Below are 18,391 nucleotides of genomic sequence, written 5' to 3'. Positions count from 1 at the left end.
GAGGATGTGGCGCTTCTGGCTCCGGCGGACGGGGCGGCTGGGGCTCCGGGCGCGCACGGCGGCCTCCTATGTCCTGGTCACCACCGCGGCCGTGCTCATCGTGGAGGCCGTCCTCCTCGGGCTCGTGATCTCCTCCGCGAGCGGGTCGGACCTGGTGGCACGCCTGCAGGACCAGGCCGGCAAGGACGCGAAGATCCTGAGCGCGACGGCCGCCAAGCTGGCCACGGTGTCCCCCGGCGACGACCTGCCCCACCTGCTGGCCAGGGCGGTGAAGTCGTCCTACGGCCTCACCGGGTTCGGCGGCTCGGCACGGGACGCCGAGCAGAGCGTGCCGCTCCGCAGGGTGACGGGGAAGGCGGACCGCGTCCCGGTCGAGGTCCTGCTCGACGCCCAGGGCGTGATCATCACCAGCACGGCGACGGCCTCCTACCCGGTACGCGGGCGGCTGCCGGTGCGGCTGCCCACCGGCGGCCAGGGCCTCGGAGGGAAGAGCGACACGGCGGCCGGGGCCGCGGCGTGGTGGATCAGCCCGGTTTTCGGCCCGTCGGCCGGCGGGACCCTGAAGCTGTTCGCGGACGGCGACTCCGTGGTCGCCGAAGACGAGACCGGCCCCTGGGAGCCGTCCGGGAAGGGCAATGCGCCGCAGACGGTCGGATACGTCTATGTGCAGGCGCCGCCCGACCTCGTTGAGGCGACCGCCTCGGCCAAGGCGACCGTGCCGCTGCTCGCGCCAGGCGCGCTGGTCCTGGCGCTGGTCGTGCCGGTGGGCGTGGTGTTCGGCATGCTGAGCACCCGCCGGCTGATCGGCCGCATCACCCGGCTGGCCGAGGTGACGACGGCGGTGGCGAGGGGGGACTTCGGCCACAGGGTGGGCGTCCGCGGCGCCGACGAGGTCGGGCAGCTGGAGGCGGGGTTCAACCGGATGACCGAGCGGCTCGGAGCGGCCGTGGAGGCCGAACGGCGCTCGGCGCGGGCCGACGCGCGCCAGGCCGAGCGGACGCGCATCGCCCGCGAACTGCACGACTCCATCTCCCAGGACCTGTTCTCCCTGAGCCTGCTGGCGGCGGGCATGCGCAGGGCCGCCCCGCAGGAGCTGCGGCGCGAGGCCGAGACGATGGAGCGGACGGCCGCCCGGACGATGCGCGAGATGCAGGCCCTGCTGCTGGAGCTGCGCCCGGTGGCGCTGGAGGACGCGGGCCTGGTCCCCGCGCTGCGGGAACTGTGCAACGCCTACCAGACACGTCTCGGGATCACGATGCGCGCGTCGCTCGAACCGGTGCCGCTCTCCCCGGCCGCCGAGCACGCGGTGCTGCGCCTCACGCAGGAGGCCGTCGGCAACGCGATCAGGCACGGGGCGCCGACCGCCATCGAGGTGCGGCTGCGGCGCGCCGGCGGCGAGACCGAGATCGTCGTCAGCGACGACGGCCGCGGATTCGACCCCTCGCGCCCCTCGCTCAGCCACGGGATGGGGCTCAGGCTCATGCGCGAGAGAGTGGAGGAGCTCGGCGGCCGGTTCTCGGTCACCAGCGGGCCGGACGCCGGCACGGTGGTCCGCGCGTCCCTGCCCGTCCGCCCCGTCGGGCCGCCCGTGCCCGCGTTCGGCGTGCCGCCGTTCCCGCCGGCCCCGTTCCCGCCGGCCCCGTCCGCGCCGCCCGTCCCGTGTGCGCCGCCGGCGGCGGAGGCGCCGTGATCCGGGTGCTGATCGTCGACGACCACGAGGTCGTGCGCCAGGGACTGCGGTTCGTCCTGGACCAGGAGGAGGGCATCGAGGTCGTCGGCGAGTGCGGCGACGGGGCCGAGGCCCTGGCCGCCGTGCGCGCGGTGCGGCCGTCGGTCGTGCTGCTCGACATGGTGATGCCCGGCATGGACGGCCTGGACGTGCTGCGGCGCCTCGGACCGGACCGGCCGGCGGTGATCGTCCTGACCTCCTTCCAGGAGGACGAGCGGGTCGTGGCGGCCGTCCGGCTCGGCGCGCTGTCCTACCTGCCGAAGACCACCGCGGTGGACCGGGTGGTCGAGGCGGTGCGGGCGGCCGCGCACGGGGGCAGCGTCCTCGCGCCGGGCGTCGCCGCGCTGCTGGTGCGCCAGGTGCGCGGCGGGGAACGGCGCACCCCGCTGGACTTCCTGACCCCGCGCGAGCGCGAGGTGCTGACCGCGCTCGCGCGGGGCCGCTCCAACAGCGAGATCGCGCGGGCGCTCTCACTGGGCAAGGAGACGGTGAAGACGCACGTGTCCAGCGTCCTGGCCAAGCTGGGCGTCGCCGACCGCACCCAGGCGGCGATCTTCGGGTTGCAACACGGCCTGGTCCCCCTGGAGGAGGCGCTGGAGCCGGAGACCCCGAAGGAGTAGCGCCCCCGTCCAGAGGTGAGACGACCCCGTCAGGTGGTGCGCAGGGCCTCGGTGGGGGGCAGGCGGGCGGCGCGCAGGGCCGGGTAGAGGCCGGCCAGGGCGCCCACGATCACGGCGACCCCGAAGCCGCCCCACAGCCCCTCCGGCGGCACCAGCACCGTCCAGCCCCGGGTGCGGGCCAGGACGAGGGTGAACAGGCAGCCGATCGCCACTCCCCCGGCGCCGCCGATGGCCGCGAGGACCAGCGACTCGGTCAGGAACTGCCCGGCCACGTGCCGGCGGGTGGCCCCGAGGGCCCGGCGCAGGCCGATCTCCCCGCGGCGCTCCAGCACCGAGATGACCATGATGTTGCCGATGCCGATGCCGCCGACCAGCAGCGCGATGGCGCCGAGCCCGAGGAACAGCGTGGCGGAGGACGCGGCGACGGCCACGCGCGTGGTGAGCGCGTCCGAGGGACGGACCACCTGGACCTGCTCGGCGTGGACGGGGTTGGTGGTCGGCGCGAGCAGGCCGGCCACGGCCTCCACGCGTTCCTGCCGCGCGCGGACGTACAGCCGGCTGGGGTGGCCGTCGTAGCCCAGCAGCCGCGCGGCCACCGGGAAGCCGACCAGCGCGGACCGGTCGATCTCCGGGGCCAGGACGAGGGGGTCCAGGATGCCGGAGACGGTGTACCAGTGGCCGCCGATCCAGACGCGCGTCGAGGCGTCGACGCGGCTGATCCCGAGGGTCTGGGCCGCCTGGTGGCCGAGCACGACGACGGGGTAGCCCGCGGTGGCGGCGTCCAGGAAGCGGCCCTGCCGGACCCGTCCGTCGAGGGTGGCCAGCAGTGTGGTGTCGCAGGCCCGCACGGCCAGGCCGCCCGTCATGCCCTCCGGCACGTGGTCGTTGCGGTAGACGTTCTTGTCCGTGAGCTGCGTCGTGGGCGCGACGCCGGTGACGCCGTCCACGCGGCGGAGCATACGGGTGGCGCCGACCGGCAGCAGGGCCTCGGCGCCGCCCAGGTCACGGCCGTTGGCCACGGTCAGCAGGTTGGTCCCGAGCCGGTCGATCTGTTCCAGGAGCGCCGCCTGGCTGGAGCGGGTGACGCCGAGGACCGCGACGATGGCGGCGATGCCGATGGCGATGCCGAGCGCGGAGAGCAGGGCGCGGGTCTTGCGGGCGCGCAGCCCGAGCGTCCCGACCGCGAGCAGGTCCACGGCGCGCAACCGGCCGGCGGGGGCGCCGGCCAGCGGGCGGGGGCCCCTCATCGGACGCCGTCCCCGTGCGGCCCGCGGTCCCCGCGTGGTGCGACGTCCCCGCCGGGCACGGCGTCTCGACCCGGCACGACGTCCCCGCGAGGCGGGGCGTCCCCGTCGAGTCCACCGGCCCCGTACGGCCCGCCCGCCCCGTGCGGTGGGGCGTCGTCGTGGTGCTCGCCGACGACCCGGCCGTCGCGCAGGTCGATCCGCCGGGGGCAGGCGGCGGCGATCCCGGCGTCGTGCGTGACGATCATCAAAGTGGTTCCCTGTTCGTTGAGCTCGCGCAGGAGGGAGACGATCTCCCTGCCGTTCGCCGAGTCGAGGTTGCCGGTGGGTTCGTCGGCGAAGACGATGGACGGCCGGCCGACCAGCGCGCGGGCGATGGCGACCCTCTGGCGCTCGCCGCCGGACAGCTTGGCCGAGCGGTGCCGGACGCGGTGCCCGAGCCCGACCCTGGTGAGCGCGTCGGCGGCCAGGCGGCGGCGCTCGGCGGCGGGCACGCCCCGGTACAGCAGCCCGGTGGCGACGTTCTCCAGCGCGCTCAGGCTCTCCAGCAGGAAGAACCGCTGGAAGACCACGCCGACGTGGTGGGCGCGCAGCCCGGCGAGCCGCCGGTCCCCGCAGGACTCCACGGCGTGGCCGGCCAGCCGTACGGTCCCGGAGGTGGGGCGGTCGAGCGCGGCCATGAGGTGGAGCAGCGTCGACTTGCCCGACCCGGACGGGCCGAGCAGGGCGACCATCTCTCCCGCGGCCACGCTCAGCGTGACGCCGCGCACCGACTCGACGGGGGGCTCGCCGGGATAGACCTTGCGGACGCCGGTCAGTTCCAGCACCGGCCCGGTCCAGGCGCCGTCCCCGTTTCCCGGGTCGCCGGCCGGGCGGGCCCGGTCCGCGGACGGCCCGCCCTCAGGTGGCGCCGCCCCGGCCGGGGGGCGCGGCGTGCGTGCGGGCGTCATTCTCTCGGCACCTCCACCTGGGCGCCCTCGGGGACGCCGGTCACCTCGACGGTCCCCTCGGTCTCGTCGAACAGCCCGGTCTCGACCGGGACGGTCGTGCGGCGGCTCCCCTGGACGGTCACGACCGCGAACCTGCCGCCGGGCTGGGCGAGCAGGGCGAGGATCGGCACGGTGAGGACGTCCTTGTGCCGCTCCACGGTGATCTCGACCTGCACGACGGCCTGGTCCAGGGCCCGCACCGGCCTGCCCGAGAGCGTGATGGTGATCGGCACGTACGACTGCGCGGGGTCGCCGTCCTGTTGAGGCTGGTCCGGGGTGACGGCGACCGTGCTGATCGTGGCGACCTGGCCGCCGCGTCTGCGGCCGTCGGGGAGGATGACGGTGACCCTGTCCCCCTTGCCGACCCTCGGCGCCATGCTCGGGTCGAGCTGGACCGACACGATGGGCACCGCGCTGGTGCCGTGCAGGACGCGGCCACCGGCCGCGTCGCCGACCTGGGCGTCGTGGCCGGTGACGCGCAGGGGCCTCGGCAGGAACACCACCTGTCCCAGCGGCACGGCGCCGGTGACCGGCAGGTGCGCGTCGTGCTGCCACCTGCGGACGTTGTAGTAGGTGGACAGGCCATAGGTGCGGTCCACGGTGAAGCCGGTGTAGCCGAGCGCCCGCAGGTTGCGTTCGAGCTGCTCGACGTCCGCCCCTGAGGTCATCCCCAGCGCGAATGCCCGCCAGGCGGGGCGGGGGCCGTACATGAGGATGGCCCTGCCGCCGTCGGCCTCGTAGACGGCGTGGCCGCGGGTGATCCTCGCCCCGAGCTTGGGCAGCCGGGTGAGGACGCCTCCGGCGCCGTTGACCGAGTAGGCGGCCGCGTAGGTGAGCGTGCCGTTCGCCAGTTCCCGCGCGGCGACGTCGCCCACGGTCACCGGGACGGTGCCGGTGGCGACGGGCGCGGCGGCGGGGGCCGCCGGCGTGTCGCGCAGCAGGACCCAGCCGCCGCCCGCCAGGGCCAGCGCCACGGCCCCGGCGAGCGACGCCCGCAGCGCGCCGGCCATCAGGAGCCCTCCGGGTTCTTGATCGAGAGCCCGTTCGCGGGAAAGTGCTCTTTGCAGGCCTCGAGCTGGCGCTTCATGCCCTTCTTGCCCAGGCCCAGCAGGCGTCTGGACAGCGGGAAGTCGCCGTCGGCGTCGGGGTCGGGCCAGTCGCGCAGCCCGTTGGAGCGCATGCACGCGGCGAACCGGCGGAGCTTGGCCACGTCGGCGGCCGTCACCGGCGGCCGGGACCTGCCCTCGGGCGGGAGGCGGTCGGCGATGGACCGGCATGCCCGCATGACGGCGGCGGTGGGTTCGCGGGTGCCGGGCGGCAGGGTGATCTTGCCGGTGCGCGGGTCGGGCACCACGTCGGGGAAGCCGGGCATGCCGTGGGTCCGGATGCACTGGGTGAGCTCCCGGTAGACGGCGAGTCGCCCGGGGGTCGCCGTGGGGGCCGAGGTGGCGGCCGGCGTTCCCTGCCCCGAGCTGCATCCGGCGAGCGCGGCGGCGACGGCGAGCAACGCGGTGGTTCGTCTGATCATGGGATCCCTGGCCTTGTCGGAGGTCGGGGCCGGCGCCGCGGCCCGGCTCGGGCGCGCGGCGGCCGGCGAGGTGGCGCTTCCAAGGCTCGCGGCGGGGGCCGTGCCGCACATCGCGCGCGAGCGGGGTTGGAACTCCCTCCGGAGGGGGAGGCAGGGAGGAACGGGGGCCTACAGGGGTCCCCCAGGGGTGACCTGGACCGACCCCCGGATCGTTATGATTTGTTACGTCCCGCGAACATCGTCCTGCGATCGATGGTCTAGGCCATATATGTCGCCCTGCCAGCAGGGACATCTTGGTTACCGGACGGTAGAGATGCACTTTCCGGAGTAAGCAGCCAGGATGGAAGACGACCTAGACCACGAAGAAGAGGCTTACCCGTCCATCCTCGGAAGGCGAGACCCAGTGGCTTCCGGACGCCAGCGTTTCTCGATCATCAGCGACGGCCTACCCAGCCAGCTGCCTGATGTCGACCCAAGCGAGACCCAGGAGTGGCTCGAGTCGCTTGACAACGTCGTCAAGACCGAGGGTCGCACCCGAGCCCGTTACCTGATGCTGCGCCTGCTCGAGCGGGCCCGAGAACACCAGGTCGGGGTGCCAGGGCTGCGGAGCACCGACTACATCAACACCATCCCGCCGGAGCGCGAACCCTGGTTCCCGGGCGACGAGTACGTCGAACGGCGCATCAGGGCCTACATCCGGTGGAACGCCGCGGTCATGGTGACCCGGGCCAACGCCCGCACCAACGTCGGCGGCCACATCGCCACCTACGCCTCGGCCGCGTCGTTGTACGAGGTGGGGTTCAACCACTTCTTCCGCGGCAAGGACCACGGCGAGTCGGGCGACCAGGTGTTCATCCAGGGCCACGCCGCCCCGGGCATCTACGCCCGCGCCTTCCTCGAGGGCCGCCTGAACCAGTCGCAGCTCGACGCCTTCCGCCAGGAGCTGTCCCAGGGCTTCCAGGGCCTGCCGTCGTACCCGCACCCCCGCCTCATGCCCGACTTCTGGGAGTTCCCCACGGTCTCCATGGGCCTCGGGGCGATCGGGGCGATCTACCAGGCGCGGTTCAACCGCTACCTGCTCAACCGGAAGATCAAGGACACCAGCCGCAGCCACGTCTGGTGCTTCCTCGGCGACGGCGAGATGGACGAGCCCGAGTCGCTCGGCGCCATCGGCCTCGCCTCCCGCGAGGAGCTCGACAACCTCACCTTCGTCATCAACTGCAACCTGCAGCGGCTCGACGGGCCGGTGCGCGGCAACGGCAAGGTCATCCAGGAGCTCGAGTCGTACTTCCGCGGCGCGGGCTGGAACGTCATCAAGGTCGTATGGGGCCGCGAGTGGGACCAGCTCCTGGCCGCCGACGTCGACGGCGTGCTCGTCAACAAGATGAACACCACCCCTGACGGCCAGTTCCAGACCTACTCGGTCGAGTCCGGCGAGTACATCCGCGAGAACTTCTTCGGCGACGACCCGCGCCTGCGCAAGATGGTCGAGCACCTGTCCGACGACGACATCCGCAAGCTGTCGCGCGGCGGCCACGACTACCGCAAGGTGTACGCGGCGTTCAAGGCCGCCCGCGAGCACGTCGGGCAGCCCACGGTCATCCTCGCCCAGACCATCAAGGGATGGACCCTGGGCAAGGACTTCGAGGCGCGCAACGCCACGCACCAGATGAAGAAGATGACCAAGGCCGAGCTCAAGGAGTTCCGCGACCGCCTCTACCTCCCCATCCCCGACAAGGACCTCGAGGGCGAGCTGCCCCCGTACTACCACCCGGGCGAGAACGACGAGGAGATCGCGTACATGCGCGAGCGGCGCGCGGCGCTGGGCGGCTACCTGCCCAAGCGCGTCATGCGGGCCAAGCCGATGAAGCTCCCCGGCGACAAGGTCTACGCCGACCTGAAGAAGGGCTCGGGCAAGCAGAACGTCGCCACGACGATGGCCTTCGTCCGCCTGCTCAAGGACCTCATGCGCGACAAGGAGATCGGCTCGCGCTTCGTCCCGATCATCCCGGACGAGGCCCGCACCTTCGGTCTCGACGCGATGTTCCCGACCGCCAAGATCTACTCGCCGCACGGGCAGACCTACGACGCGGTCGACCGCAACCTGCTGCTGTCCTACAAGGAGTCGACCGAGGGTCAGATCCTGCACGAGGGCATCAGCGAGTCGGGGTCCATGGGGTCGGCCATCGCCGCCGGCTCCGCGTACTCCACCCACGGCGAGCACATGATCCCGATCTACATCTTCTACTCGATGTTCGGGTTCCAGCGCACCGCCGACCAGATGTGGGCGATGGGCGACCAGATGAGCCGTGGTTTCCTGCTCGGCGCGACGGCCGGGCGCACCACCCTCAACGGCGAGGGCCTCCAGCACGAGGACGGCCACTCGCCGCTGATCGCCTCCACCAACCCCGCCGCCGTGTCCTACGACCCGGCGTGGGCGTTCGAGATCGCCCACATCGTCCAGGACGGCCTGCGGCGCATGTACGGCGAGCAGCCCGAGGACGTCTTCTACTACCTCACCGTCTACAACGAGCCCTACCCGCAGCCGGCCGAGCCCGAGGGCCTGGACGCCGAGGGCGTGCTCAAGGGCCTGTACCGCTTCGCCGCGGCCCCCGACATCGAGGGCCCGCGGGCGAACATCCTGGCCTCCGGCGTGGCCGGCCGCTGGGCGCTGGAGGCCCAGCGCCTGCTGGCCGAAGAGTGGGGGGTGGCGGCCGCGGTGTGGTCGGCGCCGTCGTGGTCGGAGCTGCGCCGCGAGGCGCTCGCGTGCGACGAGCACAACCTGCTCAACCCCGAGGCCGAGCAGCGGGTGCCCTACGTCACCCAGGTGCTCTCGACGGCACGTGGCCCCTTCGTCGGGGTCAGCGACTACATGCGCGCGGTCCCCGACCAGATCTCCCGCTGGGTCCCCGGCGACTGGACCTCGCTGGGCACCGACGGCTTCGGCCTGTCGGACACCCGCTCGGCGCTGCGCCGCCACTTCCACGTGGACGCCGCGTCGATCACGCTGGCGGTGCTCACCGAGCTCGCCAGGCGGGGCGAGGTCAAGCAGGAGGTGCTGCGCGAGGCCATCGCGCGCTACCACCTGAAGAACGGCGTCACCGAGGTCGTCGCCCAGGCGACCCCTGAGAGCAACGAGACGCAGTCCATGGGGGTCTGACCCTTCCGCGGCGTCTCCGGCGGGCCCTCGCGCGACTTCGCGCGAGGGCCCGCCGCGGTGGTGCTCAACCGGGGGTCTGGTCCTGGGCGATCAGGTCGGGGATGCGCGGAGCGTACTCCTCCAGGGACGGGCGGGGCAGCGCCTCCTCCTCGGTGAGCGCGGCGCTCGCGATGCGGTCGAGCCGGAACACCCGGACGTCCTGCCTGAGACGGCACCACGCCACCAGGTACCAGAAGCCGCCGCGCCCGCCGATGAACACCCCGGGCTCGACATCGCGCTCGGTCGTCTCGCCCGACTTGGCGTCGTAGGTGATGCGCAGCACCCGCCGGTGCAGCAGCGCCTCGTCGATGACCCGGGCGACCGCGGCCCGCCCGCCGGGGGTCGCGGCAGGCCGCGCCGCGGGCGCGCCAGGCGGCGGCGTCGCGGCGATCAGCTTGCGCAGGGCGCTGCGGGCGCCGCCCGCCAGGGGAAGCCTTCCCGCCCTGCTGAGGGCGACGGCGACGGCCACCGCCTCGTCGGAGGTGAGGTCGAGGGGCGAGGGCGCGGCGGGCTCGTCGAGGGCGTACCCGTCGTCCTCGGCGCGGACGGGCACGCCGGCGGCGCGCAGCGCCTCGATGTCGCGCTCGACGGTGCGGGCGCCCACCTGTAATCGCTCGCTCAGCTCCCGTGCGGACCGGCACCGGGGGGAGATCGCGCGCAGCTCCTCGATGAGGGCGTAGAGCCGATCGGTACGGTTCACATCCCGAACCTACGCCGGGGCACCGACATTCGCGCCGCACGCGCCCGGCGGGCCGGGCGGTCCGGCCGCGTGCGGCCGTCTCCATGCCGGCCGCGACCCTGGCCACCATGGAGAAGCTCGGCAGGAGCGCTGGAGCGCCCCGCCGTTTCAGCGGGAGGCGCCGGCGGTCCAGTCGAGCAGGGCGTCGAGGGTCCAGGTGTTGACGACGCGGGCGGGCTCGACGCCGCACCGGGCGGCCCGCTCGCAGCCGAAGTGCTGCCATTCGAGCTGCCCGGGCGCGTGGGCGTCGGAGTCGACGGAGAACAGGCAGCCCATCTCGTAGGCCAGCCGCAGCAGCCGCTTGGGCGGGTCGAGCCGGTCGGGCCGGGAGTTGATCTCGACGGCGACGCCGAACCTGCGGCACGCCTCGAAGACGATCTCGGCGTCGAACGCCGACTCCGGCCGCAGGCCGCCGCGGCGGCCGTCGCCGCGCACGATGCGGCCGGTGCAGTGGCCGAGGACGTCGACGCGGGGGTTCGCGACGGCGGTGACCATCCTGCGGGTCATGTCGCCGGCGTCCATGCGCAGCTTGGAGTGGACGCTGGCGACCACCACGTCGAGCCGGTCGAGCAGCTCGGGCTCCTGGTCGAGCGAGCCGTCGGGCAGGATGTCGACCTCGATGCCGGTCAGGACGCGGAATGGCGCGAGCTTGTCGTTGAGCCCGGCGACCAGGTCGAGCTGCTCGCGCAGCCGCTCGGGGGACAGGCCACGGGCGACGGTGAGCCGCGGCGAGTGGTCGGTGAGGGCGAGGTAGTCGTGGCCGAGCCCGCGGGCGGCCTCGGCCATCTCCTGGACGGGCGAGCCGCCGTCGGACCAGTCGGAGTGGCTGTGCAGGTCGCCCTTGAGGGCGGCGCGCAGGGCGGCCGTCGCCTCGTCCAGGTCGAGGCCGGCGGTGTCCTCCAGGCGGCGCAGATAGGTGGGGACGTGCCCGTCCAGGGCTTCGGTGATCGCCAGGGCGGTGACCTTGCCGACGCCTTTGAGCTCCTGCAGCCCGCCGGAGCGGGCGAGCCGCGCGAGCTCGTCGCGCGGGAGGTCGCCGATGGCGGAGGCGGCGCCGCGGAAGGCCCGCACCCGGTAGGTCGGCTCGCCGGCCCGTTCCAGGAGGAAGGCGATGCGCTTCAGCGCTTCTACCGGTTCCACTGCTGCTCCACAGCTGCGAATCTACCCAGCGTTCCCGCGTCGCACGGCCTGTGGTCCGATAAGCACTGAAATAACGCTGTTCATCAGGCATCAGAAACTTCTGCCACGCTTGCCGCGTTAACCGGGCAAACGTAGGCTTTGCACACTTTTTCGAGAGACGGACCCCGATGGCGACACCCCGCCCCAAGCCCGTACGACCGCCACATCCGCTGGCGAAAGACGCGGTGAGGTCCGCGGCGACGCCGCCGCCCGGCGGCAGGAAGCTGTCCTCCACCGCGATCACGCTGGGCACGATGGGACTGCTCTCCACCCTGGTGGTCGGCTTCTGCGCCGCCCAGGGCACCTTCGCCGAGAAGGTCACCGCCGACTGCGTGGACCTGCGCAGCCGCACGGCCGACGGGTCCTACCAGGTCGTGGACGACGACCACTGCGACGACCACCACGCCGGCTACTACGGGTCGCGCGGCGCCTTCGGCTGGTACTACGGGGGCGTCAGGCAGGCCGGCCGGGTGCTGCGCGGCACGACCGTCAGGCCGCCGAACGCCCACGTCAGCAGCAGGTCGGGCGCCGTGCTCCAGCGCGGCGGCTTCGGCGGCCGCGGCGTCGGGGGAAGCTGAGGTGCGCAGGCAGAGGTCCGCGCGGCGGGACGGCTGGGAGAAGACCATCGAGGCGCAGGGCCTGGCCTACCACCGCTCGGCGCACCCATCGGGCCTCGACCGGCCCTACTGGGACGAGGGCGTGCACTACGCCTTCACCATGGAGGAGGTCCTCTCCCTGGAGAGCCAGGTCGAGGAGCTGCACGCCATGTGCCTGGCGGCCGTCGAGCACGTGGTCGCCGCCGGCCGCTACCGCGACTTCGCGATCCCCGAGTGGGTGGCCCCGGAGATCGAGGCGTCCTGGCGGCGCCGCGACCCGCACGTGTACGGCCGCTTCGACCTGCGCTACGACGGGCGGGGGCCGGCCAAGCTGCTGGAGTACAACGCCGACACCCCGACGAGCCTCGTCGAGAGCTCGCTGGTCCAGTGGTTCTGGCTCAAGGACGTCCACCCCGCCGACGACCAGTGGAACTCCATTCACGAACGCCTGGTCGACCGGTGGCGCGAGCTGCCGCTGCAGACCGGCCCCGCGCACTTCGCCTGGACCAACATGGACGAGACCGGCGAGGAGGCCATGACGCTCGGCTACCTGCAGGAGACCGCCGAGCAGGCCGGCCGGGCGACGGTCGCCATCGCCATGGAGGACATCGGCTGGGACTCCCGGGCGCTGCGCTTCGTCGACATGGAGCACCGGGTGATCCGCACGCTGTGCAAGCTCTACCCGTGGGAGTGGGCGGTCGCCGACCCGTTCGGGCCGAGGGCCGTGCGCGGGCAGGTCTCGATGACCTGGATCGAGCCGCTGTGGAAGATGCTGCTGTCCAACAAGGCGCTGCTGGCCCTGCTGTGGGAGCTGCACCCCGGCCACCCGAACCTGCTCCCCGCCTACCTGGACGGCCCGCGCGACCTGCCCGCCCACATCGCCAAGCCCCTGCTCGGCCGCGAGGGCGCGAGCATGCGCGTCGTCACCCCGGACGGCGCCCACAGCACCGAGGGCGACTACGGCGCCGAGGGCTACGTCTACCAGGAGTTCCGCGCGCTGCCCGACTTCGACGGCTGGCGCCCGGTGCTGGGCGCCTGGGTCGTCGGGGACGAGGCCGCCGGGCTCGGCATCCGGGAGACCTCGGGCCTGATCACCGATGACACCTCCTCGTTCGTCCCGCACCGCATCGCCCTCTGACCCCGTGACCGCCGCGCGGGCCGCCCCCGAGGGCGGCCCGCGCGGCGTCCCCACCCCCGCCTGACACAGCCCAAGGAGCACAAGACATGACCATCGCGCTCGCCGGTCCCCTCGGGGAGGCGCTCGGCCGAGGAGCCCTCGCGATCCTCGCGTACGCGGTCCTGGGCGTCCTGCTGATGATCGCCGGCTTCTACGTGATCGACCTGGCCACCCCCGGCCGGCTCAGCAAGGTGATCCAGCAGGACCGCAACCCCAACGCGGCGCTGCTCACCTCGTCGGGGCTGTCCGCCGTCGGCCTCATCGTCGCGGCGTCCATCTGGTCCTCCGGCGGCGCCCTGCAGGAAGGGCTGCTGGCCACCCTGGTGTTCGGCGTCACCGGCATCGTCGTGCAGGCCCTGGGCATGCTGCTGTTCGACCGGGTGGCCGGCATCTCGGTGCGCGACCTGGTGCGCGAGCCGGGGCTGCAGCCGGGCGCCGTCCTGCTCGCCGTGACCCACGTGGCGATCGGGCTCATCACCGCCGTCGCGGTGATCTGACCTCTCACCGCGCGCGGCACCGGCGGTGACATACCGCACCTCCGGCTGTCGCACTCACGCTGACCTGGCACCCTAGGGATGTGAATGACCGGGTACGCGAGGACACCGCACGACGGCTGGAGCGGGCGATGGGAAGTCTCGGCACCGCCGCGATGACCCACATGGACGAGAGGCTGCCGTGGTATCGCGCCCTGTCGGCCGAGGACCGCTCATGGGTCGGGCTGGTCGCGCAGGCGGGCATCGCCGCCTTCGTCGAGTGGTTCCAGCACGCCGACGAGGGCAGGCCGACGCCGAGCATCGAGATCTTCGGCACCGCTCCGCGCGAGCTGAAGCGGTCGGTCTCGCTGCAGCAGACGGTCGACCTGGTGCGCATCGTCGTGGAGGTGGTCGAGGCCGAGGTTCAGGAGCTCGCGGCGCCCGGCGGCGAGGAGCTGCTGCGCCAGGCCATGCTGCGCTACACCCGCGACGTCGCCTTCGCCGCCGCCCACGTCTACGCCCGCGAGGCCGAGGTGCGCGGCGCGTGGGACGCCCGCCTGGAAGCACTCATCGTGGACGCGCTGGTCCGCGGCGAGGTGGACGAAGGGCTGCACTCGTGGGCGGCGGCGCTCGGCTGGACCTCCTCCCCCGTCGTCGTGCTCGCCGGCTACGCCCCCGACGCCGACCCCCAGACGGTCATCGACGGCATGCGCGACAAGGGCCGCAGGCTCGGCCACGACCTGCTGGCCGGGGTGCAGGGCGACCGCCTGATCGTCATCGTGGGCGGGGCCGACAGCATCAAGGACGCCGCCCGGCACGTGGTGCCGCGCTTCGGCCCGGGGCCCATCGTCATCGGTCCCGAGGTGCCCGACCTGCACGCGGCGGCGAGCTCCGCGCGCGCGGCCGTCGCCGGCCTGCGGGCGGCGCAGGGCTGGCCGGACGCCCCCCGCCCGGTGCTCGCCGAGGATCTGCTCGCCGAGCGGGCCATCGACGGCGACACCGACGCCCGCGAGCAGCTCATCGAGAACGTGTACAAGCCCCTGGAGGGCACTCCGCTGCTCGACACACTGGCGACCTACCTGGAGCAGGGCACATCTTTGGAAGCCACGGCCCGTCTGTTGTTCGTCCACCCGAACACCGTGCGTTACCGTCTGAAAAAGATCACAGAACTGACGGGCTACCAGCCCACCGAGGGCCGGTCGGCCTTCACTCTGCAGGTCGGCCTGATCCTCGGCAGGCTTTCGCGGGCAACCGCGACCTAACCAGGGTTCGGTAACGGTCCGGAAACCTCTGATAGAGGATTCCTACAAAGACCCACCGACAAAGTTCGTACGGATCATTAGCAGTGTGGTGAACTCCTACAGGGCATGGTGGATTTTGTGCTCGTCATCGTCGCTCCCGGGCAAGGCGCCCAGACTCCCGGCTTCCTTTCCCCGTGGCTCGAGATCCCCGGTCTGCGCGACCGGTTGTCGGCGTGGTCGGACGTCGTCGGCCTCGACCTGATCTCCTACGGCACCACGGCGGGAGCGGAGGAGATCCGCGACACCTCCGTCGCCCAGCCCCTGCTCGTGGCCGCCGGCCTCGCCGTCGCCGAGGTGCTGCCGGCCACGGAGGGTGACGGCGCCGCAGGGACGGCGCCCGCCGCGGACGTGCTCGCCGGGCACAGCGTCGGCGAGTTCACCGCCGCGGCCCTGGCCGGCGTCCTCACCCCGGAGGAGGCCCTGCGCCTGGTCGCGCAGCGCGGCCAGGCGATGGCCAAGGCCGCCGCCGTCACCGAGACGGGCATGACGGCCGTGCTCGGCGGCGCGGAGGAGGAGGTCCTGGCGGCCATCGAGCGGCACGGCCTCACCCCGGCCAACATCAACGGGGCCGGGCAGATCGTCGCGGCCGGCACCACCGAGCAGCTCGCCGCCTTCGCGGCCGAGCCTCCGGCGCGGGCGCGGCTTCGCGCGCTGTCGGTGGCCGGAGCGTTCCACACCCGCCACATGGCGCCCGCCGTCGAGCACCTGCGGTCGGAGGCGGCCGGCGTCACCCCCGGCGACCCGCGCGCGACCCTGCTGTCCAACGCCGACGGCCAGGCCGTCGCCGGCGGCGGCGAGTTCGTCCGGCGGCTGGTCGACCAGGTGGCCCGCCCGGTCAGGTGGGACCTGTGCATGGCCACCATGGCAGGGCTCGGCGTCACCGCCGTCATCGAGCTGCTGCCCGGCGGCACGCTCACCGGCCTGGCCAAGCGCGCGCTGCCCGGCGTCGCGACGGTCGCGCTCAAGACCCCCGGCGACCTCGAGGCCGCACGCGCCCTTATCAGCAAGGAGACCGGCCAGTGAGGATCATGCGAGGCGCCCCGGGCGCCAGGGTGCTCGCCTTCGGCGGATACCAGCCGGCCGGCGTCGTCACCAACGATGACCTGGCGAAGACCATCGACACCAACGACGAGTGGATCCAGAGCCGCGTCGGCATCAAGGAACGCCGGGTCGCCGGCCCCGAAGAGACCGACATCGACATCGCCGTGCAGGCCGGCGGCAAGGCGCTGGCCGCCAGCGGGCTGTCGGCCGACGAGATCGACCTGGTCGTCGTCGCCACCTGCACCCTCGAGGCGCAGATCCCCAACGCCGCCGCCCGCGTCGCCCACCGCCTGGGCATCGACTCCCCCGGCGCCTTCGACGTCAACGCCGCCTGCGCCGGCTTCTGCTACGCCCTGGCCGCCGCGGGCGACGCCGTCCGCGCGGGCTCTGCCACCAACGTGCTGGTCGTCGGCACCGAGAAGCTCTCCCAGTGGGTCGACTGGACCGACCGCGCCACCTGCGTGATCTTCGCGGACGGCGCCGGCGCGGCCGTGGTCGGGCCCTCCGAGACCCCGGGCATCGGGCCGGTGGTCTGGGGCAGCGCCGGCGACAAGTCCGACGCGATCATCGTCAGGGACCGCGACTCCTTCCTCCACCAGGAAGGCCAGACGGTGTTCCGCTGGGCCACCACCGCGCTTCACCCGGTCGCCAGGCAGGCGTGTGAGCGTGCCGGCGTGGACCCCTCCGAGCTGGCGGCCTTCGTCCCCCACCAGGCGAACCTGCGCATCATCGAGGCCATCGCCCGCAAGATCGGCGCGGACAAGGCGGTCATCGCCAAGGACATCGTCCTGGCGGGCAACACCTCGGCGGCCTCGATCCCGCTGGCCCTGAGCCGCATGATCGAGCGCGGCGAGGTCCAGTCGGGCGGCCTGGCGCTGCTGCTCGGCTTCGGCGCGGGCCTGACCTACGCCGGCCAAGTGATAGAGATCCCCTGAGCTTGTACGGAAGGCCCGCACGGCGCGCCGTACACACCAAGAGAAGCACCCGAATCCAAGGAGAAATCGCGACATGGCACTGACCGAGCAGGAGATCCTCGCGGGCCTCGGCAAGATCATCAACGAGATCACGGGCATCCCGGCGACCGAGGTCACCCCCGAGAAGAACTTCGTGGACGACCTCGACATCGACTCGCTCTCCATGGTCGAGATCGCCGTCGCCGCGCAGGACGAGTTCGGCGTCGAGATCCCCGACGACCAGCTCAAGCACCTCAAGACCGTCAAGGACGTCATCAACTTCATCCAGAACTAGATCCACCTCAGGCGTCCGGCCGCACGACCGGGCGTCTGAGCCCCCCACGCTTCACCTCGAACCACAAGGAGCGCCCCACGTGAGCAGAGATCGAGTACGTGTCGTTGTCACCGGGCTCGGCGTGACAACGCCCCTCGGCGGAGACGTCGCCTCGTCCTGGTCGGCGCTCCTCGCCGGGCAGTCCGGCGTGCGGCCCCTCACCGAGGACTGGGTCGACACCCTGCCGGTGAAGTTCGCCGCCAAGGTCGCCGTCGAACCGGGTGAGGTGCTGCCCCGCCCCGAGGCCCGCCGCCTGGACCGTGCCGAGCAGTTCGCGCTCATCGCGGCCCGCGAGGCCTGGCGGGACGCCGGGACGCCGAAGGTCGCGCCCGACCGGCTCGGCGTCGTCGTCGGCAGCGGCATCGGCGGCATCACCACGATCCTGGCCGCCTACGACACCTACAAGGAGAAGGGCTGGCAGCGGCTGTCGCCCTTCACCGTCCCCATGCTCATGCCCAACGGCTCGGCCGGATGGATCAGCATCGAGCTCGGCGCCACCGCCGGCGTCCACGCGACCGTGAGCGCCTGCGCCACCGGCGCCGAGTCCGTCGGCTACGCCATGGAGATGATCAGGACGGGACGGGCGGACGTCGTCGTGGCCGGCGGTACCGAGGCCGCCATCCACCCGCTGAACATCGCCTCCTTCGCCGCCATGCGCGCCATGTCCACGCGCAACGACGACCCCTCGCACGCCTCCCGTCCCTGGGACGCCGGCCGCGACGGGTTCGTCCTGGGCGAGGGGGCGGGCATCATCGTCCTTGAGTCCGAGGAGCACGCCCTGGCCCGCGGCGCGCGCATCTACGCCGAGGCCGCCGGCGTCGGCTACTCCTCCGACGCCCACCACATCGCCCAGCCCGAGCCGACGGGCGCCGGCATCCGCAGCGCGGCCCGCAAGGTGCTGGAGGACGCCGGGCTCACCGGACGCGACATCCTGCACGTCAACGCGCACGCCACCTCCACCCCCGCGGGCGACGTCGTGGAGGCGGTCGCCATCCAGGAGATCATCGGTGACCACCCGTTCGTGACGGCCACCAAGTCCTCCACCGGACACCTGCTCGGCGGCGCCGGCGGCATCGAGTCGGTCTTCACCATCAAGGCCCTGTACGACCGCGTGGTCCCGCCCACCATCAACATCGACGACCTCGACGAAGGAGTCGAGGTCGATATCGTGCGCGGCGAGCCGCGCAAGCTCCCCGAAGGCCAGATCGCCGCGATCAACAACTCGTTCGGCTTCGGCGGGCACAACGTCGCCGTGGCCTTCACCAGCGCCTGAGTGGGAGAGCCCGTGA

The 18,391-nt window shown here is 72.9% G+C and carries 17 protein-coding genes; 11 read left to right on the top strand and 6 right to left on the bottom strand.

Annotated elements, in window-relative coordinates:
- Nucleotides 1-4: 4 nt before the first annotated feature.
- On the top strand, nt 5-1,690 hold the full coding sequence (locus ABZU32_RS05995; protein WP_354917730.1) for an ATP-binding protein: 1,686 nt from the start codon (nt 5-7) through the stop codon (nt 1,688-1,690).
- Nucleotides 1,687-2,349, top strand: a complete 663-nt coding sequence (locus ABZU32_RS05990) for a response regulator transcription factor (protein ID WP_354917728.1) — start codon at nt 1,687-1,689, stop codon at nt 2,347-2,349. Before ABZU32_RS05995 ends, ABZU32_RS05990 begins: the two co-directional genes overlap by 4 nt.
- Nucleotides 2,350-2,378: 29 nt before the next feature.
- Here the strand turns inward: ABZU32_RS05990 and ABZU32_RS05985 are convergent, their stop codons facing one another.
- The 4 genes from ABZU32_RS05985 to ABZU32_RS05970 are packed head-to-tail and all read right to left on the bottom strand — an operon-like array spanning nt 2,379 to nt 6,110.
- Nucleotides 2,379-3,596: an ABC transporter permease gene (locus tag ABZU32_RS05985; RefSeq protein WP_354917725.1), complete on the bottom strand. Its 1,218-nt coding sequence runs from the start codon at nt 3,594-3,596 to the stop codon at nt 2,379-2,381.
- Nucleotides 3,593-4,543 carry an ABC transporter ATP-binding protein gene (locus tag ABZU32_RS05980; protein WP_354917722.1) on the bottom strand — a complete coding sequence of 317 codons (951 nt, stop codon included), beginning with the start codon at nt 4,541-4,543 and terminating at the stop codon, nt 3,593-3,595. Before ABZU32_RS05980 ends, ABZU32_RS05985 begins: the two co-directional genes overlap by 4 nt.
- On the bottom strand, nt 4,540-5,592 hold the full coding sequence (locus tag ABZU32_RS05975) for a peptidoglycan-binding domain-containing protein (protein WP_354917719.1): 1,053 nt from the start codon (nt 5,590-5,592) through the stop codon (nt 4,540-4,542). Before ABZU32_RS05975 ends, ABZU32_RS05980 begins: the two co-directional genes overlap by 4 nt.
- Nucleotides 5,592-6,110 carry a hypothetical protein gene (locus tag ABZU32_RS05970; protein ID WP_354917716.1) on the bottom strand — a complete coding sequence of 173 codons (519 nt, stop codon included), beginning with the start codon at nt 6,108-6,110 and terminating at the stop codon, nt 5,592-5,594. Before ABZU32_RS05970 ends, ABZU32_RS05975 begins: the two co-directional genes overlap by 1 nt.
- A 403-nt stretch (nt 6,111-6,513) precedes the next feature.
- Between ABZU32_RS05970 and aceE the strand changes: the two genes are divergently transcribed.
- Nucleotides 6,514-9,270, top strand: coding sequence for a pyruvate dehydrogenase (acetyl-transferring), homodimeric type (gene aceE, locus ABZU32_RS05965; RefSeq protein WP_354848466.1), 2,757 nt, complete (start codon nt 6,514-6,516; stop codon nt 9,268-9,270).
- A gap of 64 nt (nt 9,271-9,334) precedes the next feature.
- Here aceE and ABZU32_RS05960 read toward each other — a convergent pair whose 3' ends face one another.
- Nucleotides 9,335-10,009 carry a WYL domain-containing protein gene (locus tag ABZU32_RS05960; RefSeq protein WP_354917713.1) on the bottom strand — a complete coding sequence of 225 codons (675 nt, stop codon included), beginning with the start codon at nt 10,007-10,009 and terminating at the stop codon, nt 9,335-9,337.
- 147 nt (nt 10,010-10,156) lie between these two features.
- Nucleotides 10,157-11,188: a PHP domain-containing protein gene (locus ABZU32_RS05955; protein WP_354917710.1), complete on the bottom strand. Its 1,032-nt coding sequence runs from the start codon at nt 11,186-11,188 to the stop codon at nt 10,157-10,159.
- A gap of 167 nt (nt 11,189-11,355) precedes the next feature.
- Here ABZU32_RS05955 and ABZU32_RS05950 point away from each other — a divergent pair, with 167 nt between their 5' ends.
- The 8 genes from ABZU32_RS05950 (at nt 11,356) to fabF (ending at nt 18,375) form a co-directional block, all read left to right on the top strand.
- On the top strand, nt 11,356-11,805 hold the full coding sequence (locus ABZU32_RS05950) for a hypothetical protein (protein ID WP_354917707.1): 450 nt from the start codon (nt 11,356-11,358) through the stop codon (nt 11,803-11,805).
- 1 nt (nt 11,806) lies between these two features.
- A complete protein-coding gene (locus ABZU32_RS05945; protein WP_354848454.1) occupies nt 11,807-12,961 on the top strand; it encodes a glutathionylspermidine synthase family protein in 1,155 nt (384 codons plus the stop codon).
- An 86-nt stretch (nt 12,962-13,047) separates the two neighbouring features.
- Complete coding sequence (locus ABZU32_RS05940) at nt 13,048-13,497, top strand: DUF350 domain-containing protein (protein WP_354848451.1); 450 nt, start codon at nt 13,048-13,050, stop codon at nt 13,495-13,497.
- A 128-nt stretch (nt 13,498-13,625) separates the two neighbouring features.
- A complete protein-coding gene (locus tag ABZU32_RS05935) occupies nt 13,626-14,735 on the top strand; it encodes a helix-turn-helix domain-containing protein (RefSeq protein ID WP_354848788.1) in 1,110 nt (369 codons plus the stop codon).
- A gap of 117 nt (nt 14,736-14,852) precedes the next feature.
- A complete protein-coding gene (locus tag ABZU32_RS05930; RefSeq protein WP_354917704.1) occupies nt 14,853-15,797 on the top strand; it encodes an ACP S-malonyltransferase in 945 nt (314 codons plus the stop codon).
- Between the two features lie 5 nt (nt 15,798-15,802).
- The gene (locus tag ABZU32_RS05925) at nt 15,803-16,750 is read left to right on the top strand and encodes a beta-ketoacyl-ACP synthase III (protein WP_354848785.1); all 948 of its coding nucleotides are present in this window, start codon (nt 15,803-15,805) and stop codon (nt 16,748-16,750) included.
- Between the two features lie 73 nt (nt 16,751-16,823).
- Nucleotides 16,824-17,063 (top strand): acyl carrier protein, encoded by a 240-nt coding sequence (locus ABZU32_RS05920; RefSeq protein ID WP_347632694.1) that lies wholly within the window; start codon nt 16,824-16,826, stop codon nt 17,061-17,063.
- Nucleotides 17,064-17,142: 79 nt separating this feature from the next.
- Complete coding sequence (gene fabF, locus ABZU32_RS05915; protein ID WP_354848445.1) at nt 17,143-18,375, top strand: beta-ketoacyl-ACP synthase II; 1,233 nt, start codon at nt 17,143-17,145, stop codon at nt 18,373-18,375.
- The last annotated feature ends 16 nt before the right edge of the window (nt 18,376-18,391 follow it).

The organism is Sphaerisporangium sp. NPDC005288 (genome assembly GCF_040607475.1).
GTDB lineage: Bacteria > Actinomycetota > Actinomycetes > Streptosporangiales > Streptosporangiaceae > Sphaerisporangium > Sphaerisporangium rhizosphaerae.
This window is presented reverse-complemented; position numbering and strand designations above follow the sequence as displayed.

What these genes read in the sequence shown, in the direction of transcription:
- ABZU32_RS05970 (WP_354917716.1), bottom strand. Translation starts at nt 6,110, where the DNA reads ATGATCAGACGAACCACCGCGTTGCTCGCCGTCGCCGCCGCGCTCGCC.
- ABZU32_RS05940 (WP_354848451.1), top strand. Translation starts at nt 13,048, where the DNA reads ATGACCATCGCGCTCGCCGGTCCCCTCGGGGAGGCGCTCGGCCGAGGA.
- ABZU32_RS05995 (WP_354917730.1), top strand. Translation starts at nt 5, where the DNA reads ATGTGGCGCTTCTGGCTCCGGCGGACGGGGCGGCTGGGGCTCCGGGCG.
- ABZU32_RS05980 (WP_354917722.1), bottom strand. Translation starts at nt 4,543, where the DNA reads ATGACGCCCGCACGCACGCCGCGCCCCCCGGCCGGGGCGGCGCCACCT.
- ABZU32_RS05950 (WP_354917707.1), top strand. Translation starts at nt 11,356, where the DNA reads ATGGCGACACCCCGCCCCAAGCCCGTACGACCGCCACATCCGCTGGCG.
- ABZU32_RS05925 (WP_354848785.1), top strand. Translation starts at nt 15,803, where the DNA reads ATGCGAGGCGCCCCGGGCGCCAGGGTGCTCGCCTTCGGCGGATACCAG.
- ABZU32_RS05935 (WP_354848788.1), top strand. Translation starts at nt 13,626, where the DNA reads ATGGGAAGTCTCGGCACCGCCGCGATGACCCACATGGACGAGAGGCTG.
- ABZU32_RS05920 (WP_347632694.1), top strand. Translation starts at nt 16,824, where the DNA reads ATGGCACTGACCGAGCAGGAGATCCTCGCGGGCCTCGGCAAGATCATC.
- ABZU32_RS05975 (WP_354917719.1), bottom strand. Translation starts at nt 5,592, where the DNA reads ATGGCCGGCGCGCTGCGGGCGTCGCTCGCCGGGGCCGTGGCGCTGGCC.
- ABZU32_RS05985 (WP_354917725.1), bottom strand. Translation starts at nt 3,596, where the DNA reads ATGAGGGGCCCCCGCCCGCTGGCCGGCGCCCCCGCCGGCCGGTTGCGC.